The sequence below is a fragment of the Paenibacillus terrigena DSM 21567 genome (assembly GCF_000374845.1).
GTDB lineage: Bacteria > Bacillota > Bacilli > Paenibacillales > Paenibacillaceae > Paenibacillus_K > Paenibacillus_K terrigena.
Window position 1 is genome coordinate 101,537 of record NZ_KB895421.1, and the last position, 18,153, is coordinate 119,689.

The 18,153-nt window shown below is 49.2% G+C and carries 16 protein-coding genes; 6 read left to right on the forward strand and 10 right to left on the reverse strand.

All coding sequences use genetic code 11. The annotated features are described in order from the left end of the window. Positions 1-545: 545 nt before the first annotated feature. The 4 genes from C558_RS0123380 to C558_RS0123395 form a co-directional block, all read right to left on the reverse strand. Positions 546-2,987 (reverse strand): glycoside hydrolase family 31 protein, encoded by a 2,442-nt coding sequence (locus tag C558_RS0123380; protein ID WP_018758739.1) that lies wholly within the window; start codon positions 2,985-2,987, stop codon positions 546-548. Between the two features lie 97 nt (positions 2,988-3,084). After that, positions 3,085-4,380: an ABC transporter substrate-binding protein gene (locus C558_RS0123385; protein WP_018758740.1), complete on the reverse strand. Its 1,296-nt coding sequence runs from the start codon at positions 4,378-4,380 to the stop codon at positions 3,085-3,087. Between the two features lie 130 nt (positions 4,381-4,510). Continuing rightward, positions 4,511-5,347 carry a carbohydrate ABC transporter permease gene (locus tag C558_RS0123390; protein ID WP_018758741.1) on the reverse strand — a complete coding sequence of 279 codons (837 nt, stop codon included), beginning with the start codon at positions 5,345-5,347 and terminating at the stop codon, positions 4,511-4,513. Next, positions 5,347-6,231 carry a carbohydrate ABC transporter permease gene (locus tag C558_RS0123395; RefSeq protein ID WP_018758742.1) on the reverse strand — a complete coding sequence of 295 codons (885 nt, stop codon included), beginning with the start codon at positions 6,229-6,231 and terminating at the stop codon, positions 5,347-5,349. Before C558_RS0123395 ends, C558_RS0123390 begins: the two co-directional genes overlap by 1 nt. A gap of 231 nt (positions 6,232-6,462) precedes the next feature. Between C558_RS0123395 and C558_RS0123405 the strand changes: the two genes are divergently transcribed. Continuing rightward, positions 6,463-8,271, forward strand: a complete 1,809-nt coding sequence (locus C558_RS0123405) for a cache domain-containing sensor histidine kinase (RefSeq protein ID WP_018758744.1) — start codon at positions 6,463-6,465, stop codon at positions 8,269-8,271. Positions 8,272-8,274: 3 nt separating this feature from the next. Beyond that, complete coding sequence (locus tag C558_RS0123410; protein WP_018758745.1) at positions 8,275-9,900, forward strand: response regulator; 1,626 nt, start codon at positions 8,275-8,277, stop codon at positions 9,898-9,900. Positions 9,901-9,950: 50 nt separating this feature from the next. On the opposite strand, the gene C558_RS0123415 is transcribed toward C558_RS0123410, so the two are convergent. Both C558_RS0123415 and C558_RS0123420 read right to left on the reverse strand, forming a co-directional pair. Beyond that, complete coding sequence (locus C558_RS0123415) at positions 9,951-11,315, reverse strand: sensor histidine kinase (protein ID WP_018758746.1); 1,365 nt, start codon at positions 11,313-11,315, stop codon at positions 9,951-9,953. A gap of 1 nt (position 11,316) precedes the next feature. Further along, entirely contained in the window at positions 11,317-12,018 is a 702-nt protein-coding gene (locus C558_RS0123420) for a response regulator transcription factor (protein ID WP_018758747.1), read from the reverse strand. 161 nt (positions 12,019-12,179) lie between these two features. Between C558_RS0123420 and C558_RS0123425 the strand changes: the two genes are divergently transcribed. Further along, the gene (locus tag C558_RS0123425) at positions 12,180-12,764 is read left to right on the forward strand and encodes a hypothetical protein (RefSeq protein ID WP_018758748.1); all 585 of its coding nucleotides are present in this window, start codon (positions 12,180-12,182) and stop codon (positions 12,762-12,764) included. A gap of 66 nt (positions 12,765-12,830) precedes the next feature. Here the strand turns inward: C558_RS0123425 and C558_RS0123430 are convergent, their stop codons facing one another. Further along, entirely contained in the window at positions 12,831-13,490 is a 660-nt protein-coding gene (locus C558_RS0123430; RefSeq protein WP_018758749.1) for a YjgB family protein, read from the reverse strand. Between the two features lie 229 nt (positions 13,491-13,719). Next, positions 13,720-13,920 (reverse strand): cold-shock protein, encoded by a 201-nt coding sequence (locus C558_RS0123435; protein WP_018758750.1) that lies wholly within the window; start codon positions 13,918-13,920, stop codon positions 13,720-13,722. Positions 13,921-14,475: 555 nt separating this feature from the next. Between C558_RS0123435 and C558_RS0123445 the strand changes: the two genes are divergently transcribed. Both C558_RS0123445 and msrA read left to right on the forward strand, forming a co-directional pair. Continuing rightward, the gene (locus C558_RS0123445; protein ID WP_018758752.1) at positions 14,476-15,363 is read left to right on the forward strand and encodes a LysR family transcriptional regulator; all 888 of its coding nucleotides are present in this window, start codon (positions 14,476-14,478) and stop codon (positions 15,361-15,363) included. Positions 15,364-15,406: 43 nt separating this feature from the next. Then, positions 15,407-15,961 (forward strand): peptide-methionine (S)-S-oxide reductase MsrA, encoded by a 555-nt coding sequence (gene msrA, locus C558_RS0123450; RefSeq protein WP_018758753.1) that lies wholly within the window; start codon positions 15,407-15,409, stop codon positions 15,959-15,961. Between the two features lie 16 nt (positions 15,962-15,977). Here the strand turns inward: msrA and C558_RS0123455 are convergent, their stop codons facing one another. Next, entirely contained in the window at positions 15,978-16,478 is a 501-nt protein-coding gene (locus C558_RS0123455; protein ID WP_018758754.1) for a GAF domain-containing protein, read from the reverse strand. Positions 16,479-16,592: 114 nt separating this feature from the next. On the opposite strand from C558_RS0123455, the gene C558_RS0123460 reads away from it, so the two are divergent. After that, positions 16,593-16,934: a hypothetical protein gene (locus C558_RS0123460; RefSeq protein ID WP_018758755.1), complete on the forward strand. Its 342-nt coding sequence runs from the start codon at positions 16,593-16,595 to the stop codon at positions 16,932-16,934. A gap of 63 nt (positions 16,935-16,997) precedes the next feature. Here C558_RS0123460 and C558_RS0123465 read toward each other — a convergent pair whose 3' ends face one another. Further along, positions 16,998-18,152 (reverse strand): ABC transporter permease, encoded by a 1,155-nt coding sequence (locus tag C558_RS0123465; protein WP_018758756.1) that lies wholly within the window; start codon positions 18,150-18,152, stop codon positions 16,998-17,000. Position 18,153 lies beyond the last annotated feature (1 nt).

Consider the following 18,153-nt stretch of genomic DNA (forward strand, 5'->3'; position numbering starts at 1 on the left):
TGCAATGACCTATCCATACCGAATAAGCCAGTCCCTGTCTCCATGCAATCGATTATGATGAGTAATATGAGTCCATGCATTTGTAATATAACTGAAACATACCTTTCATGTAGCCTTAATGTTCATCGGTTACTATAGCTACATGACCCCCTTTTAATAAATATAGACTTAAGCCCTGCAGCGACGCTGTAGGGCTCCTTTTTTTGTTTCTCATGCCGTAATAATAGCGACTTCTTTGTTATAGCGATCCACACAAGCGAAATGAATCAGCCCGCAACTCTATATCCTATGCTTGATTTGATCCAATATAAAAGGCCGGTTTCACCCTCTATGATCCACTATAGTGGATATTTGCATCAACTTTGAGCATGTTGCTCACAAACGAAGCATTTTCAGCCCTCTATCCTGCAGCAATCCATGATAACGTACATACGCACGACAAAATGCCCTCCACATTGCAAAAATCCAACATAGAGGGCCATTACTTACGTAAATTCTAAAAAAGATCCGCGGCCCCTTCATCAAGGACGCCGCAGGCGTAATATCTATACTGTAATCTCCAACTGACCGCCCTCAGCGCGATCGGCCACCTGCATGTGCAGCTCCCGCTTCACTGCATCCCAAGCCCAACCCGCTTGACCCGCGCCAAGCGCATCAAACGACAACTGCGCCAATCCTGCAACGGCCTTCGGAACGAAGCTCGGCTGATGCAGTGTGAAGCCTAGCTGTTCGCGGTTCACTCTGAACGCGCCCGGACTGCTGTACGACCAGCTTACCGTAACCGACTCGCTGCCACCCGCAACTTGTACAGCCAGCTCCGAGCGGGCCCCTTGTTGATGGGCAAAGCTTACCCCATCATCTTCATAGAGCTTATACGCTGCTGCAAAATCCGCCGATGCCGCCGCACCATACACGTGGAACGTCACTTGCTCATTCGCCGTATCATCCGCACTCTGCTTGAGCAGCCCTTCCGCGATGATCGATCCCGCCTTCACGTACATCGGCATGATCTCGAGCGGCGCGTGTGCTAGGATATGGCGTCCACCTGCATGCGCTTCGCCTGTCCAATAATCAATCCAAGTGCCCTCTGGCAAATAGACCGCACGATGTGTTGTATCCGGACGGTATACCGGAGCGATCAACAGATCCTCACCGATCAAGAACTGATCGCTGAGATTCGTCACATTCGGATCATTTGGGTATTCGAGCAGCAATGGACGCAGTACCGGCAGCCCATTCACCGCAGCATCGTGGAACAAATTATACAGATGCGGCATGAAGCGATAGCGCAGCCCAATATATTCGCGTAGAATCGCTTCCGTCTTCTCGCCGAATGACCATGGCTCTTGACGAACCGTGCCAATCGCCGAGTGATTCCGGCAATACGGGAAGAACGCACCCATCTGCGTCCAGCGAATGAGCAATTCGCTCGAAGTATCATGCGCGAAGCCGCCAATATCCGGGCCCGCGAACGGAATGCCGGACAAGCCCATATTCATCACCATCGGCATCGCCATCGCCATATGCTCCCAGAAGCTGCGGTTATCGCCTGTCCATACGGCGGCATAGCGCTGAATGCCTGCATAACCCGCACGTGTCAACACGAATGGACGTTGTCCATCAAGCTGTTCGCACAAGCCTTCATACGTCGCTTTGGACATCAACATCCCGTAGATGTTGTGCAGCTCTTCATGCGTTAACGGTTTGCCGTTGTTGCCATGCATGGCATCGAGATCCATCGTCTTGCTCTCATTGAAAATCGCTGGCTCGTTCATATCATTCCAAATGCCTTGAATGCCAAGGTCCGTATAGTACTTATGCTTGTCTCCCCACCATGCAGCGGTACGATCTTCCGTAAAATCAGGGAAGGCACTCGTTCCCGGCCATACTTCACCGAAATAGATATCCCCTTCCATCTTCTTCACGAAATGATTCTCTCTGACGCCTTCTTGATAAATCTTATACTTCGCATCCTTCTTCACGCCCGGATCGACGATCGGCACAATGCGAATGCCCATGGAGCGCAGCTCCTCCATCATCCCTTTCGGATCAGGGAATCGTACCGGGTCGAATGTGAACACCCGATACTCGTCCATATAGTGAATATCCAGATAGATGACATCACATGGAATTTGCTTTGCACGGAATGTTCGCGCCAGTTCCAGCACTTCCTGCTGATTCATATAGCTGTAGCGTGATTGATGATACCCGATTGCCCATTTCGGTGGAAGGTCCATGCGACCTGTGAGTGACGTATAACGGGACACCACATCTTTTAGCTGCGGCCCATGAATGAAATACAAATCGTACGCCCCCGTCGAGCATCCAATCTTGAACGACGTCTCATGTGAACGCATATCGAAATCCGACCGACCCGGATTATCGAGGAATAAGCCGTAACTACGACCTTCCACCATATGAATCAGGAGCGGAATCGATTCATACAACGCTTCAATCTCCGGCACATGCGGCGCGTAGACGTCGGTGTTCCAATTCGTATATTTCTCTCCGCGTTTATCAAGGAAGCTCGTCTTCTCTCCGAGACCGTAGAAGTGTGACTCCGTCGGCATCGCATAGGACGCATGCATTTCACCGCGTGCATTCCACTCTACTGGATGCTGCTGCATGATCAACTGCCCATCCAGATCCTCAACAGCTAGGCTCAAGTTGCTCTTATCCAGCACCACTTGGATCAACGCCGTACGGAAAATAACCTGTTCCGCATGCTCAGCCACACTTACGCTCACATGGCCCGATTGCGGCAATACCGCGACCGTCGAGGAGAGATCCACCTGCTCGCCGTGGAATATTTTCACCCGGAACATATCATCACTTAAGAATATTATCGCCGCGCTCCCCTTCGCACCTCGGCAAATATATGTCTCGCCGTCCTTCTCTAACGCTTCAAAAGCCCCTATCCGCTGCCATAAAGCTTGCTCATGCACCTGCCCGTATTTATCCGGCTTAATCGCTGCGCTTCCATCCATAACCATTACCCCCTATGATGTCATGGCAAAGGGCCCTGTTCACCAGAGCCCTCCCCTTTTGTAAATGTATTGCTGTGTAGGTTCGTGCTACATAGCCTTATTTCTTCGATAGGCCTTCCCAAGCTTTTTGAAGTCCGTCGAATAAGCCGTTTTTATCCGATTTTCCTGCAATGTACGCCTGCATCGCGTTACCGAATTCGTTCATGCCGCCATCCGGGAATTTACTGAAGTTCCAGCTCAGCACTTTGCCTTCTTGGCTATATTTCACCACTTCAGCACCTAGCTGACCAAGATCTTCACTCGTTGCATCAATGTTCTTGAACGCAGGGATGAACTTGAATTCTTTGGTAATATATCGTTTGCCTGCATCGGAAGTCACGAGCCAGTTCAAGAATTCCTTCGCTTCTGGTTTCACTTTCGAGTTCTTGTTCACAACCCAGTTGTTCGGTACGCCGACATAGATCTTGTCGTTCGCTGCAGCATCATCGCTGATCGGCATTGGCAGAATGCCAACATTCGCCTTCGGATTAATGCCGTTGATTTGAACTTGCGTCCAGTTGCCTTGCTGCGTCATCGCCGCTTCGCCGCTTGCGAACATCGTCATTTCCGTGTTGTAGTCCGTTGTCAGCGGGTTTTTGTTGCCGTATTTGATGGTGAGGTCAAAGAGCTTCGCCCAGTTTTCGAAGACAGGGTTGCCAGGAATTTTCGCTGTGCCATCATTCAAGCCTTTGATGAATGCATCCGGATCTTGCTGATTGGCGAAGGCTACGTTCAGGTTATGAAGTCCGAGAATCCAAGTTTCTTGATAACCGTTCGCGAATGGCGTTATGCCGGCTGCTTGTAATTTCTTCGCAGCGTCTTCCAGCTGCGTTAATGTCTTAGGTGTCTCAGTAATGCCCGCTTTTGCGAATAGATCTTTATTATAGAGGAAGCCGTAGCCTTCCAGATTCATCGGCATACCGTAGATTTTACCGTCCTTCGTCATCGGCTGCTTCGCCACGTCAACTGCATCTTTTACCCAAGGCTGGTCGGATAAATCCTCCAAGCTGTTGATCCATGTATCCAATTCGCGATAACCCAGGTTATTGAAAATATCCGGCTCGTCGCCCGAAGCGAACTTCGCTTTCAGCGCTGCTCCATAGTCGGAGCCGCCGCCTACTGTCTGAATGTCCAGCTTAATGCCGGGATGCGTGCTCTCGTATTCCGCTTTAAGCTTGTTCAATGCTTCTGCAATCTCAACTTTAAATTGGAAAATCTTAATCGTCTTCGTCTCCGTGCCGCCTTTATCGGTGGCACCGCTTGCCCCTTTATCTTCCGTTTTGGAGCCGCATGCTGCGAGCACCATCGACAAGGCAAGGAATAGAACGAGCGTAAGCTTGGTATTCTTTTTCATGAAAATGCCTCCCTATAATATCTATCTAATGAACGTTTGTGTAATACGCTTACATCCTCATTGTAGAGGGAATCGCGCCTTGTTTAACCGTAGAATATTGATCAATCAGGTAGACGGAAGTGACATTCGCTTACCCTTTGACCGCGCCTTGCGTAATCCCTTCGATAATGTACTTCTGCATCATGAGGAAAAATACGATGATCGGCAGCACGCCCATGACGAGCGCTGGCAGCGCTAAATCCCACTGCTTCGTATATTGTCCGAAGAACGCGAACGTTGCAATCGGAATCGTGCGAAGCTCAGGTGATTGTAGGATGAGGGACGGCAGCAGGTAGTCATTCCAGATCCAGAGCGCATTCAAGATAAAGACGGTGACTAACATCGGCTTCATCAGCGGTAATACGATGCGGAAGAACACGCCGTATGCGTTCGTGCCATCGACCGTCGCCGCCTCTTCAATCTCCAGCGGAATCGACTTCACGAAGCCATGGAGCAGGAACACCGACATCGGAATCCCGAAGCCCAAATAACATACAATCAGTCCGGGAATACTGTTCATCAAACCGACGGTGCTCGTAACCTTCACCAGCGGAATCATGATGGATTGGAACGGCACGACCATCGCCGCGACGAATATCACGAACAGAATACGGTTGAATGCCGTGTTCTGACGAACCATGCGATAAGCTGCCATCGCGCTGACGAGAACGAGCAGTACATTACTTACGATTGTAATGACGAATGAGTTCAAGAACGCAGACGGAAAATTCGTAATCTCAAAAGCTCTGGCATAGTTACCCCATTCGATCGACTTCGGCAAACTCGCTGCGTTGGTGAGGAGGTCGCCGAAGCTTTTGACGGAGTTGACGAACAAGAAGTAGAACGGAATAAGGAACAAAATTGCCACGAGCAGCATGATGATCTCTGTGATGGCAAGGCTTATACGATTATTCTTGGTGATATCCATTAGGCTTCAACCTCCTTACTCTTCGTCAATCTTACTTGCAGCGTCGTGATCACGGCAACAATGATGAAGAAGATAATCGCTTTCGCCGTACCGAGACCATATCGGTTCTTCGAGAAGGCTTCGTTATAAATGTTCATGGCGACCGACTCGGTGGAACCGAACGGTCCGCCTTTGGTGAGCGACAAGTTCAAGTCGAACATTTTGAACGACCACGAAATCGCGAGGAACAAACAGACCGTCGCTGCAGGCATAATCAGCGGGATAATAATCGACCGCAGCACTTGTCCTCTGCTCGCGCCGTCAATCTCAGCCGCCTCCAGAATATCCTTCGGCACATTGTTCAGAGACGAGATATAGATGACCATCAGATAACCGGCTGTCTGCCATACGAAGACGATCACGATCGCCCAGAACGCCGTATTCTCTGTTCCGAGCCAAGGCAGATTGAAGAACGAAATGCCCGTTACATCGCCGATCGCTGCGAACCCTTTGACGAAGATAAACTGCCAGATGAATCCGAGCAGCAGTCCGCCGATGACGTTCGGCATGAAGAATACCGTTCTAAGGAAATTACGACTTTTCAACTTTTTTGTCAAAAAATACGCTAGCGCAAATCCGAGCACATTCGTGAAAACCACGCCAAGTACGGTAAATTTCGCCGTGAACCAGAACGAATCGCGAAATACGGTATCATTCGTTAGTATTTGTTTATAATTGTCGAGGCCGACCCATGCCACCTCGCCAGAAACGCCATTCCAGTCCGTGAAGGAATAGTAGAGTCCCAGCAGGAACGGAACGACGATAATGAGAGCGAAGAATATCAGCGCAGGACCGACGAACACGAGCTGCTGCGTCCATTGTGAATTTCTTTTATGTTGATGCATCCCGATCTCCCCTTTGCATATTTCATTTTTTGCTTATAATTAGTATGCGAGAATCATGCGTCCAAAAGAACGTACGATATTAAACCAATAGGGAGACGATATTGACCTCCTCCGGTCGGCTTTCCATCGCGAAGAATAATCAGGGAGGCATATTCGACATCGAATCTTGCATTCAGCCTTCTCGACGCTGAAAAGCCGACATCAACGTTAATGAAATCGAGGTGGCATTCATTGAAATTAAAATCCCATAGCATCCGCACCCGCCTGATTCAATTCATGCTGGTCGTGACGACGATTCCGCTCGTGCTCTCGCTCATCATTACGCTGATTCATACGCGGGAATCGATCAAAGAGCAGTCGATCAGCGAGAATGCGAAGCTTATTTTCCAAGGGAAAACCAATCTCGTGAACTATCTGAACAATATCAATCGTGCGTCGATCGTCGTGTATTCGGACCCGCATTTCATTGGTAATTTGTCCAAAAGTCTGGATGACTACCAGGCGATTGCCGAAATTTATAGCACAATGCAAAATTTGCAAGGCTCCCTGCCGGATATACAGCAGGTCTATCTGCATTCCCGGATCACCAATCAATCGACGCTAATCACGAGCAGCGTGCCTAGAAGAGAGGTTCGCGAAGCACCTTATGAAGGGGTCGCCAAATACATGACCACGCAGGCACCGACGAGCACAGAGCCCCCGCACCGCGTACATAACTATGGCTTTCCACCCTCGCCCTTGGAGAAAACCGATCGCCAAGTGTTCACCTTCTATCGTTCCATCAATCGAATTCCATCCACCACACAGCTCGCTGTACTGGCGATTGATGTGAAGCTGGACGGGATCGCAGCGATCTGTAATCAGCTCTATGAAGCAGGCGATGAGCAGTTGTATCTCGTCAGTGACCAAGGAGATATTATCTATAGCGGGAACAAGGACGAGATCGGCAAGTCGTTGAAATCACTCGGATTGGGTGAGAAACTCGCCGTCCCTCGTGGGAATCAATCTGGCTATGTCGACAAGGATAAAGCCATGCAGATCTATGAGCGGCTCGAGGTTCCTTTTGCCAACTGGACCTTGATTAAGCAGATCCCGCATGCAGCGCTATATCAGCGATCCACAGAATTAATCAAGATCAACGCTATTATTGCGGCGCTCGCGCTTCTGGCAGTCATCCTCGGAACCCTCGTTATCTCGTTCCGCATCACGAGGCCCATTAAGCAGCTTGCAAGCTATATGAACGAAATTCAGACCGGTAGGCTTGATATTAACATCGAGGTCAAGAGTCAGGACGAAATCGGCACCCTGTCGCGGCGATTCCGGCAGATGATGGATACAATCAATAACCTGATCTTACGCAAATATAAGCTGGAGCTCGCGAACCAGACGAATCAGATTCGTGCCCTGCAGGCACAGATTGATCCTCATTTCCTGTACAATGCCCTACAATCGATCGGTACCCTAGCCCTTCAACATAACGTACCGCGCATCTATACGCTGTTGACTTCCTTAGCCGAGATGATGCGCTATAAAATGCGCAGTAATGAAGCCAAGGTCACATTACAGGATGAAGTCAACCACTTAAAAATGTATCTGGATTTGCAAAAAGAACGCTTCGATGAGCAATTCGATACGACTTGGGAGCTTGCACCGAACAGCCTGTCCACCGCCATCCCTAAGATGACGCTTCAGCCGCTCGTAGAGAATTATTTCAAGCATGGCATGGACCCACGTCTAGGAGCCGGTCGATTGTCGATTCGCAGCCGCATCGATGAAGCTAACTCCAAGCGTTTGATCATTGAAATTGAGAATAACGGGACATCGATTCCTGAAGAAGAGCTTCGCGTGCTGCAAGCATCACTTACAGCGCACCATCAAGAAGGTGAGGAGCAACGCGAGGAGGAAGGTGCTTCGATTGGGTTACATAACGTATTGATGCGGTTACAGCTCTATTCAGAGGATCAAGCTTCGCTCAAGATTGAGAACCTAGAGCCGCACGGCGTTCGAGTCACCTTAGATTACATCTGGGAGAGTGAGTAAACGATGACGATGAAAGTACTTATCGTGGATGACGAGAAGCATGTCCGCGATGCGATTAATCTGCTCGCCCATTGGGAAGAGCATGGGATTACCGAGGTGCTGCAAGCCTCCGATGGCGAAGCTGCCATCACGATGATTGGGGCACACAAACCGCAAATTGTACTGACGGACATGCGGATGCCACACAAGGACGGCACCGAGCTGTTAACCTGGCTGCACACCCATGCCCCACAGATCAAAGTCGTCGTTATCAGTGGATACGATGACTTCAATCTCGTCCGGCATACTCTGATCAGCGGCGGAATGGACTATATTCTAAAGCCCGTTCAAGCTACTGCATTAAATGCAGCCTTAGCGCAGGCAGCGAAATGCTGGCAGCAGGAAGAACAAGCACGCGATCGCGTCACGAGACAGCGTATGGAAGTGAATGAAATGAAGCCGCATTATGCGGATAAGCTCCTGACCGATCTGATCACGGGCGAGGGCCGTCGTGACGCCATATTAGGCCAGCTTCGCGAAGAATTCCAACTCCCGCTTCCGAAGTCACGCTGTTCGGTAGCGGTTCTCGATGTATCTCATTTGGATCATAAGCTGCGCTCCAAGTTCCAGAACCAACTGCAACTGCTCTTATTCTCTCTGATTAATATTTGTAATGAGATTCTACAGCAGCGGGGGGTGGCATTCCGCCAATTGAATCGTGCCGGTGAAATCGTCATTCTTTACGGCGATGAGCAGCGGTCCTTCCACCCTCTCTTGCACGCGATTAACGAAGGGATTTACAGCACGCTTCGCCGTCGCTTTCATTTCGGCATGAGCGACACGAATACGTTTCCAGAGGAAGCTCCCCGCGCCTATCATGAAGCATCCTCCGCATTATGGAAGCGCAACTTGTTAGAGCCGAAACTGCTGCATTCCTACCAACAGGATGTGATTCAGGGAGCTGCTCGCCCCTTGCGATTAACGGCGATACAAGAACAGCTTCGGCTCGCCGCCTTAAGTGGGGCCAGCGAGCAAATGGAGAACGTCACCACGCAATGGCTGAATGACATCCAGGGACTCAGCTCCATTACGCCGGAGCAACTCGTCCAGTGGGATAAAGAATGGGACTGGATGCAAATGCAGTGGCTCGAAGGGGAAGGCGACGCCCTGCCCGTGGAGGAGAAAACGACGACAGCCGATACCGAGCTATCCCCTCCCTTACCGCTTAATGAAGAAGGCTACTTGTCTCTGGATCTACTGAAGCAGCAGGTTCGAGATCGACTCCAAGCGGTGAGCAAAATCATGACGCAGCAGCATACCAAGGACAACTTCTTCATCCATGACATTGCCAAATATTTAGAGCGCCACTATCAACAGGAAATCTCACTTCAGGATATTGCAGCCAGGTTCTTCTTAAGCCGCGAATATATCGCACGGAAGTTCAAGCAAGAATACGGCGTCACCTTGCTGGACTACCTCAGCCGATTCCGAATCGACAAAGCCAAACAGCTGCTCCACAACCCACACCTTCGCATCGCGCAAGTAGCTGAGATGGTAGGATATCAAGACGAGAAATATTTCAGCAAAGTGTTCAAGAAGCTTGAAGGCATCACGCCCGGCGAGTTCCGCAGAGAACAGACGCTAGGCTAACACCAAAGAGACCTGAGTTCACCTCAGGTCTCTCTCTTCTATGATGAGCCTCACGCTCGACACATCGGGAAATCAAAATCCAGCATCGCCCCGCCCGTATCCCGATTCTTCACTGTAATCTCCCCCCCGCAGCGCTCAACGATTGCTCTCGCAATGGCAAGACCTAGACCGGACTCGCCGCCCTTCCCTTTCACAAAACGGTGAAACAACGTTGGAAGCAGCTGCTCTGGAATCCCTTCCCCATCATCTTGCACCGAGATGAGTACGTGATTCCCTTTTTGCTGTACATGAATGTGAATCTGCTCCTTCGCATGACGTATCGAATTTGTCACCACATTAAGCAGCGCTTGCAATAGCTTGTCCTGATCCGCACGAATTTGCAATGATTCCGGATCATCCATGTGGTAATGGATGTGGAGCTGTAAGTCATTTTTCAACAGCATCGGATTTACACGTTCTTCCGTCTCGAGCAGCATGTCCTTCACAGCAACGTCCTCAAATTGAAAGATATCCTCTTCACTATCGAGCTTCGCTAGCAGCGTCATTTCCGTGACAAGCTTCTTCACCCGATTGCCTTCGCTCATAATGATCTCTAGTCCGCGCCGCATACTCTCGCCTTCGAATACGCCATCCCGAATCCCCTCAGCATAACCAGAAATCGACATCAAGGGAGATTTGAGCTCATGCGAAGCGTTCTGGAAGAATTGCTTCTGAACACGGTGGTAATGATCCAATTCCTGCGCTAGATCATAGACTGTCTCCGCCACCGCACCAATCTCGCCGCTTGCCTTCACCAGCTCCACATCAGCATACTTCCGGCTGCGCACCTTCTTCAATTCCTCTCGTAATCGCATCAAAGGGTGAATGATCCGCTTCGTCATGAACAGGCCCAAGAGAAATACCACAATGAACCCAATACACAGCACGATGAGCAGCTGGCTGAATAGCTTCATCTCGATCTCTCGAACTTTACTGACAGGAGACACCAAGGTTAGCTGGTCGCCTGCTCTCGTTACCGCTGTACTGGTAAGGAACCGCTTGTCCTTGCCCTCGACGATCTTGCGCATCTCCGCATCCATCGGCATAGCAGCCGCAACCGATGAAACTCCCACCTCCAAGGCTGAGGTCTGCGGCGACAGCGTCGATGAGACAACCCGACTCTGACCGTCCAGAATAATGGCCTCAATATCACTCTCTGCTGGCAGATACCTGACTTTAAAGCTTGCCGAAGGGGTGGCACGCGTATCTTGCTGGATAATAGTTCGCGACAAGGTTGTGCTGAGGGTCTGAAGCTCTTCCTGCTGCTTGCCCATGAAATGATCCAACAGCACATTATGAATAATAAAGGCAATGACGCCGAACACGAGCACGAGCAGTATGCCAAAAGCCAAGTTAATCTGATGAATCAGCTTCATCCTAACATTCCCCTCCATTCAGCCGATAACCGAGGCCCCATACCGCTTCAACCGGCAGGTCTTCAATCTTCTTGCGCAGACGCTTTACGAGATGGTCTACCGCGCGGTCGCTGCCGAAATAGTCGTCTCCCCATACCAGCTGCAGGATTTCGTCTCTGGCAAAAGCACGATTCGGGCGCTCCACGAACAGCTTGAGCAGATCGAACTCCTTGCTCGTAAGGTCGACCTCTACCCCGCGCCAGACGGCTCGCCGATCATGCAGCAAGAGACGGAGCTCACCAAGCGCCACGACAACCTCCTCATCCAGCTGCGACTCTTCTTCCTTCATTCGAAGCTTCTGCATGCGCTGCAGCTGACGCTTCACGCGAGCGACAAGCTCTCTTGGACTGAAGGGCTTCACCATATAATCGTCGCCCCCCAGTTCAATGCCTAGAATTTTATCGACCTCGTCATCCCGCGCTGAGACCATGATAATCGGCACCTCAGCGTCAGCTCGAATTTTGCGGCATAGCTCGTATCCATCCATACCAGGCAGCATAATGTCGAGCACCCACATATCTGGCGGATTGTTCTCCCAGAGGATCCATGCCTCCTCGGCCGTCCCAAGCCCGATGGTTTCCATATTTTCTTTTTGCAAATAGGACTCTACTAACTGTCTTATATTTAGATCATCATCTACGACGGCGATGCGATAATTGTTCATCCATCCGAACCTCCTCTTATCATGGTGCCATTATAGCAGTCCAAGCTTAAGGAGATATGAGTTGCCATTCTTTTTACATCATTTCGGACATGACCTGCCACATTTGCGTCCTACAATAGGTCTTGTAAACAACAAACCACCATTAAAGGAGTGTATGTACCATGAAAAAAAATTTCGTCGTTAGTTCCTTATTATCCGCTATGCTGTTCACCATCGCAGCGTTGCCCGCTTCCGCAAGCCCTGATGTGAAGCCCATCGAATCAGGTAAGAACTTGAACGTTCAGAGCACCGCGGCTGTGGCCAAACCCGCCATTGATCTACTTGGTCTTGTGAAACAATATGCACCAGATACGCTACAAGAATGGGAAGACGTGCTCGCCAAGCAAACAAAGCACTTCGTCAAGGTAGATAACCTATCCCACACGGTTACGGTCATGAAGTCAGATACAATCGATTCGAAAGAAGTAAAACAAATGATGATCAAAGAAGCCGTTCCGGCTTCCGTTGGAACTGAAAATAAAGGAACTGAACAGCAAGGAGATGTAATATTTGTAGCCGATGCACCAATGACTGCATCCACATCATTCGTAACGAAGAGGACCAAAGAAAATCAATTGTTCGAGGATTTGAATAAAGCGGTAGAAGAAAAGAATATCGAGGCGATTCAATCCAACCTGGCAAAACTGCTCGAGCAGATGAAAGAGGAAGCGAACACGGTAAAACAAGGAAAAGTCGTTACGAAATAAGACCATGACAACAGGGGTCTCTCACGCGAATGAGAGACCCTTTGTATTTAGCAATCTAATCTCACTTCAACCCTGCATCAAATTCACCGCACCTCTCGGATAATACACCGAGATATGATGAATATGCGGATTTGGCTGCTTCTTCGTTGGCGTTGGTATGACGAACTTCAATTCATAATCCTCGCCTGCTGGGTAGACATAGATCGTATCCTTGCCGCTCTTACGTACTTCCTTTGGCTTTCCTAGCGCTTTCTCCACATCGGATAGCGTCAGCGACTGCACCTCCGGGCGTTCGGAACGAACATCGAAGATTTGCATCCCTTTGTTGTAACCGAATACGATATGCTTCTTCGCATAGGTGGCGTAGATGCCCTTGCCTGCAGACTCATTCGTATCAGGCTTACCCCAGTCCTTCTCCACGTCATCGAATAATCCGGTCTGCGCGCCGTATTCACTTCCTGCGACTTTACCTTGCTTCGCCCGTTTCATCATGTTCTTCACGGCTTCCACGGATTTATCATGCTCGGTGGTTACCTTCTTGTTAGCTGTAAAACGCACCGTATAGTCAACGGCTCTCGGCTGCCCTTCAGCCTGCTGGACGATGCGGGTTGTCTCTGGCATCTGATTGGATTGAACAGATCGCTCTGCATTATTATTGCCGCAACCGCTCAGCATCACGACCAGCGTGAGCCCCAATGAGGCTGCTAGCGTTAAATTTCGGATCACGCTACCACTCCTATTCTCTCAAAGCTTGATGTTATATATCGTTTGACGTTGTCATTCTTCTAAAGGTTGCCCCAAATGCATGATTCCAAGCACGCAAAATAACCCCACAGCTTGGGGCACCCGAAGACTTATGCAGATTCTAACAACAAAAAAAACAGCTCACCCCTAGGGGTGAGCTGCTCTCGAGAACCTCCCGATTACTCGGGACGTTATTGTAGACAAATTAGTCTTACAATTTTGTTACGTTCTCAGCTTGTGGTCCACGGTTGCCTTGAACAACGTTGAACTCAACTTTTTGGCCTTCTTCAAGAGTCTTGAAGCCGTCGCCTTGGATTGCGGAGAAATGTACGAATACATCGTTGCCGCCTTCAACTTCGATGAAGCCGAAACCTTTCTCAGCGTTAAACCATTTAACTGTACCTTGTTGCATGTGTGTAGCCTCCTCAAAATAATTAACATGCTACTCCTATATTTACGGGTGGTAAATAAAAATTCACATATTCGAAAAGGTATATTAATCATACCGCATAATACCCTTTAGAATATGTGAATCCAGATCTCAAATCTTCAGGAGCATTTCATTGTTAATTCGTATTTACTTGTTCATAGTACCATATTATTTTATGGAAAGTCAAACACTTATATGCCATTAACTTTTCCAGACCATGACAAAGCGTCAAAAATTCTCCTAATTCAGCGAAAGCGCGTTCATTACTATGATATCAGGCAATAGCGCTGCTGGGAATATATATGGCTTTTTCGAAATTTCCTTACCCATATTCGCTTGCATCACCAGCATTTCACCCTGGGTCAACCTTTATCGAAATCAGGCACAGATATCATGTTACCCCTTTTTTAAAATTATATACCTGAAAGTAACAAACCTTGTGGGGATACAGGATAACGTTTATGATGAAAAATACCATGATCAACGTTTAACCAGACTCCGGAATGAATATTCATGCAAGGGAGGGCCACCTGCACCATGATTACGGATTCGCTCCATATTTTCGTCACGGTCATTGAACATCGCAATTTCTCGCGCGCAGCAGAGACTTTAAACTTGTCACAGCCTGGCGTTAGTCTTCATATACGCAATTTAGAACGAGAGCTCGGGGCGAAGCTCCTGCACCGTTCCCCCAAATATGTACGATTAACGGAAGCTGGACAGGTGCTCTATCAACGTGCAAAGGTCATTCTATCCCTCTATGAGGAAGCCAAATCCCAAATTCAATTGATGCATGGCACGGTCACCGGCACACTCAAAATCGGAGCCAGCTTCACCATCGGTGAATATGTCCTTCCGAAGCTGCTCGCAAGCTTCGTGCAGCATCACCCACAAGTCGATGTACAAGTCACGATTGCAAATACCGAAGGGATCACCCAAGGAATACGTTCCAATACGCTGGATCTTGGACTCGTCGAAGGTGAATTGCAGCAGAACGATATTGAGATTAGCCATTGGATGGAGGACGAGATGCTCGTAATTGCACCTTCGTCTCACCCCTTATCACGTATCCCACGGATAACGACAGAGCTGCTGCAGGAGCAGACTTGGGTATTCCGCGAACTCGGGTCCGGGACAAGAGCCTATCATGATCGATTCATCGAGCGTCGCGGGGTGCAAGTGAAACGTTCCTTCATCCTAAGCAGTAATCAAGGGGTCAAAGAAGCCGTGCTCTCTGGGCTTGGCCTATCTGTATTGTCCAAGCTCGCCGTAGAGAAGGAACTACTCAGCGGTGAGCTCGTTGCCTTACCGATTGAAGGAGGAAGGCTTACACGGGCGCTCTCGATTGTACAGCGACGTGAGCCGCAAGATATGCTGGCGCCACTGATGTTCCGTCAACATATTAGTCACCCTATTCAATCCTAATCTATCGCTGTATCCCATAATTCAATTTAAAGGTGGTTACCCCATGGAACAACATCATGCATCTTCCATTCAACTCGCGACCTTCGCCGGCGGCTGCTTCTGGTGCATGGTCAAACCGTTCGACCAATTGCCTGGCATCCTGAAGGTCGTCTCTGGCTATTCCGGCGGCCATACGGAGAATCCGACATACGCTGAAGTCAAATCGCAAACGACGGGGCATTATGAAGTCGTACAAATAACGTTCGATAGCGCACTATTCAGCTATGCGCAGCTGCTTGAGCTATTCTGGCCGCAGATTGACCCGACCGATGCGGAAGGACAATTCCAAGATCGCGGCCCTTCCTATCGTGCAGCGATTTTCTACCATTCAGAAGAGCAGCGTGAACAGGCTGAAGCCTCCAAGGCTGTCATCGCCGCGAGTGGACGTTTCAACAAGCCGATCGTCACCGAAATTCTGCCTGCGAAGACCTTCTACCCCGCAGAAGAATATCACCAAGATTATTATAAAAAAAGCCCCGACCATTACCGAGAAGATCGCCTTCTCTCCGGTCGAGACCAATTTATTGGACAACACTGGAATTCCAAATCGAACTCCTAATGATTACCTTTACCTATTATCGCTTCAATTCGCCCAAATGCCGGAGCAGTTCCGTTGTGAATTGCTCCAAGTAAGTGCGGTCCACCTCACTGAATCGGCTCTCCAACGGGCTGTCGATATCTAACACGCCAATCAATTGATCATCGATCAATAGAGGAATAACAATCTCCGATCTCGAAGCCGCATCACACGCAATATGACCCGGGAACTTATGCACATCTTCGACGACAATCGTTCGCCGTTCTCCCGCAGCCGTCCCGCATACACCGCGTCCGAGCGGAATGCGTACGCAGGCAGGCAGCCCTTGGAATGGGCCAAGCACCAACTGATTCGTTGCTTCCTCGTACAGATAGAACCCCACCCAATTGATTCGATCCATATATTCACTCAGCAATGCCGAAGCATTGGATAGATTCGCGATAGCGCTCGTCTCCCCTTCTAGCAATGCAGCAAGCTGCCTTATTGCCTCCGGGTAATCTTTATCTGGATTTCCACTGATATGACCTTTTTCGAACATCTCTTTCTCCTCCCCTTACACGGATTCCCTGAATAACCTCCTCAGATTAACACATTCCCTAGGCAAATGCATATCTTATTGCAACACGAATTACCAAGGAGGTACCTAGAACCGATGCGCAAGAAGAAACCCGTCACGACCCAATCTCGCAACCAGAACCGACTCTATCAGGCAGATGACAGCTTCGCAGGCCAGCTTCAGAAAGTACGTGAGAAGCTGCTCCCTCTCTGTCATCAATACAAGAACCACGCCGTGCATATTGAGACCATTGATGGCAGGACTTTTGAAGGTACGATCGTAGATGTCGACGCTGGGCATCTATACTTACAAACCCAGAGTGAGCAACGCGCTTACTATCCTTATCCCTACCCACAGCCATATCCCTATCCGCGTCCAAGCTCAAATGTTATATTACCGCTAGTCTTGTACGAATTACTCGTCATCGCGCTTCTCTAACGAACGCAAAAAAACAAGAGAAGGTATGGCAATCGCCCTCTCTTCTCTTGTCCTTACGATCAATTAGCTTATAGCACTCTTCATGAATCGAGGGAATCGCAGCGTTGCAAGCGCTAAGCCGACAACTGCAACGAGAAGCATCACTCCGAGATTCGGTAAGATATCCTGAATATGCGCACCATGCACCATCACATTCTGCATCGCCTTCTGCGCCCAATACTGCGGCATGACTTTACCTATATTCTGCAAGAATCCAGGCAGCATATCTGTTGGGAACCACAAGCCCCCGAGCACCGCACCACCCATCGTAATGAGCTGCGTGAACGCCATCCCTTGATTCTCACTTTTTACGATGAGGGAAATCGCAAGTCCAAGCCCCGTACCACAAATCGCAATCGCGAAGACGATCATCGCGATAGCTAGTGCATCTCCAAGATGCAAACCGTACACAAAATACCCGAACCCAAGTAGAATTGTACATTGTACAACCACGACAAGCATATACGGTACCCACATGCCGATTAAATAGCTCATATAGCGCATCGGCGTACTATTCAGACGTGAGATCATGCCCGATTCCTTATCCTTCATAAATCGACGCACCATCGAAGTGATCACGAAGAACGCGAACATCACGGTATAACCTGGGACAACCTGCGTAATCATACTGATCGAACCGCTCGTTACCTCTTGCTTCTCATCGACTTTAATCGGCGGAGTAAGCACTTGCTTCAATTCCGCTTGGCTTTTCCCTGCTGCAGTCAGCGCATTCGCAATTTTCTCTTCCTGATATTTGCCTGCAATATTCTGGAGCACCGCTTCAATCGGGCCGATAATATTGCTGCTCATGCCATCGTGATAGAGCACGATCTGTGCTTGTTGATTCCCGGACTTCAAGCTGTCCCCGAAGCCTTTCGGGAACACGATCATCGCCGATAATTTGCCTTCCTTAATCTTATCAATCTGCTGTTCAGTCGTCAGCGTCGTATCATGCGTCAATTGGAATGCCTTCGTATCCTCAATCGTCTTGAGAAATTGCTGTGACGCTTGGCTTTGGTCTTGGTCCACATATTGAACATGCAATGTGGCAGAGCTTGCGTTGCTGAATACCGTTGCGAACAACACGATGAATAGAATGGGCATCCCGAGTAACCAGAAAAATGTACCTTTTTCTTTCATTAACAATTTAATTTCTTTCCGCGCAATCGTCCGTATCATC

Bases quoted from the DNA above. Each gene is read 5' to 3' on its own strand.
- C558_RS0123390 (WP_018758741.1), bottom strand. From the start codon at position 5,347: ATGGATATCACCAAGAATAATCGTATAAGCCTTGCCATCACAGAGATC.
- C558_RS0123415 (WP_018758746.1), bottom strand. From the start codon at position 11,315: ATGAAGCTGATTCATCAGATTAACTTGGCTTTTGGCATACTGCTCGTG.
- C558_RS0123465 (WP_018758756.1), bottom strand. From the start codon at position 18,152: ATGATACGGACGATTGCGCGGAAAGAAATTAAATTGTTAATGAAAGAA.
- C558_RS0123410 (WP_018758745.1), top strand. From the start codon at position 8,275: ATGACGATGAAAGTACTTATCGTGGATGACGAGAAGCATGTCCGCGAT.
- C558_RS0123395 (WP_018758742.1), bottom strand. From the start codon at position 6,231: ATGCATCAACATAAAAGAAATTCACAATGGACGCAGCAGCTCGTGTTC.
- C558_RS0123380 (WP_018758739.1), bottom strand. From the start codon at position 2,987: ATGGATGGAAGCGCAGCGATTAAGCCGGATAAATACGGGCAGGTGCAT.
- C558_RS0123435 (WP_018758750.1), bottom strand. From the start codon at position 13,920: ATGCAACAAGGTACAGTTAAATGGTTTAACGCTGAGAAAGGTTTCGGC.
- C558_RS0123445 (WP_018758752.1), top strand. From the start codon at position 14,476: ATGATTACGGATTCGCTCCATATTTTCGTCACGGTCATTGAACATCGC.
- C558_RS0123425 (WP_018758748.1), top strand. From the start codon at position 12,180: ATGAAAAAAAATTTCGTCGTTAGTTCCTTATTATCCGCTATGCTGTTC.
- C558_RS0123420 (WP_018758747.1), bottom strand. From the start codon at position 12,018: ATGAACAATTATCGCATCGCCGTCGTAGATGATGATCTAAATATAAGA.
- msrA (WP_018758753.1), top strand. From the start codon at position 15,407: ATGGAACAACATCATGCATCTTCCATTCAACTCGCGACCTTCGCCGGC.
- C558_RS0123460 (WP_018758755.1), top strand. From the start codon at position 16,593: ATGCGCAAGAAGAAACCCGTCACGACCCAATCTCGCAACCAGAACCGA.
- C558_RS0123385 (WP_018758740.1), bottom strand. From the start codon at position 4,380: ATGAAAAAGAATACCAAGCTTACGCTCGTTCTATTCCTTGCCTTGTCG.
- C558_RS0123455 (WP_018758754.1), bottom strand. From the start codon at position 16,478: ATGTTCGAAAAAGGTCATATCAGTGGAAATCCAGATAAAGATTACCCG.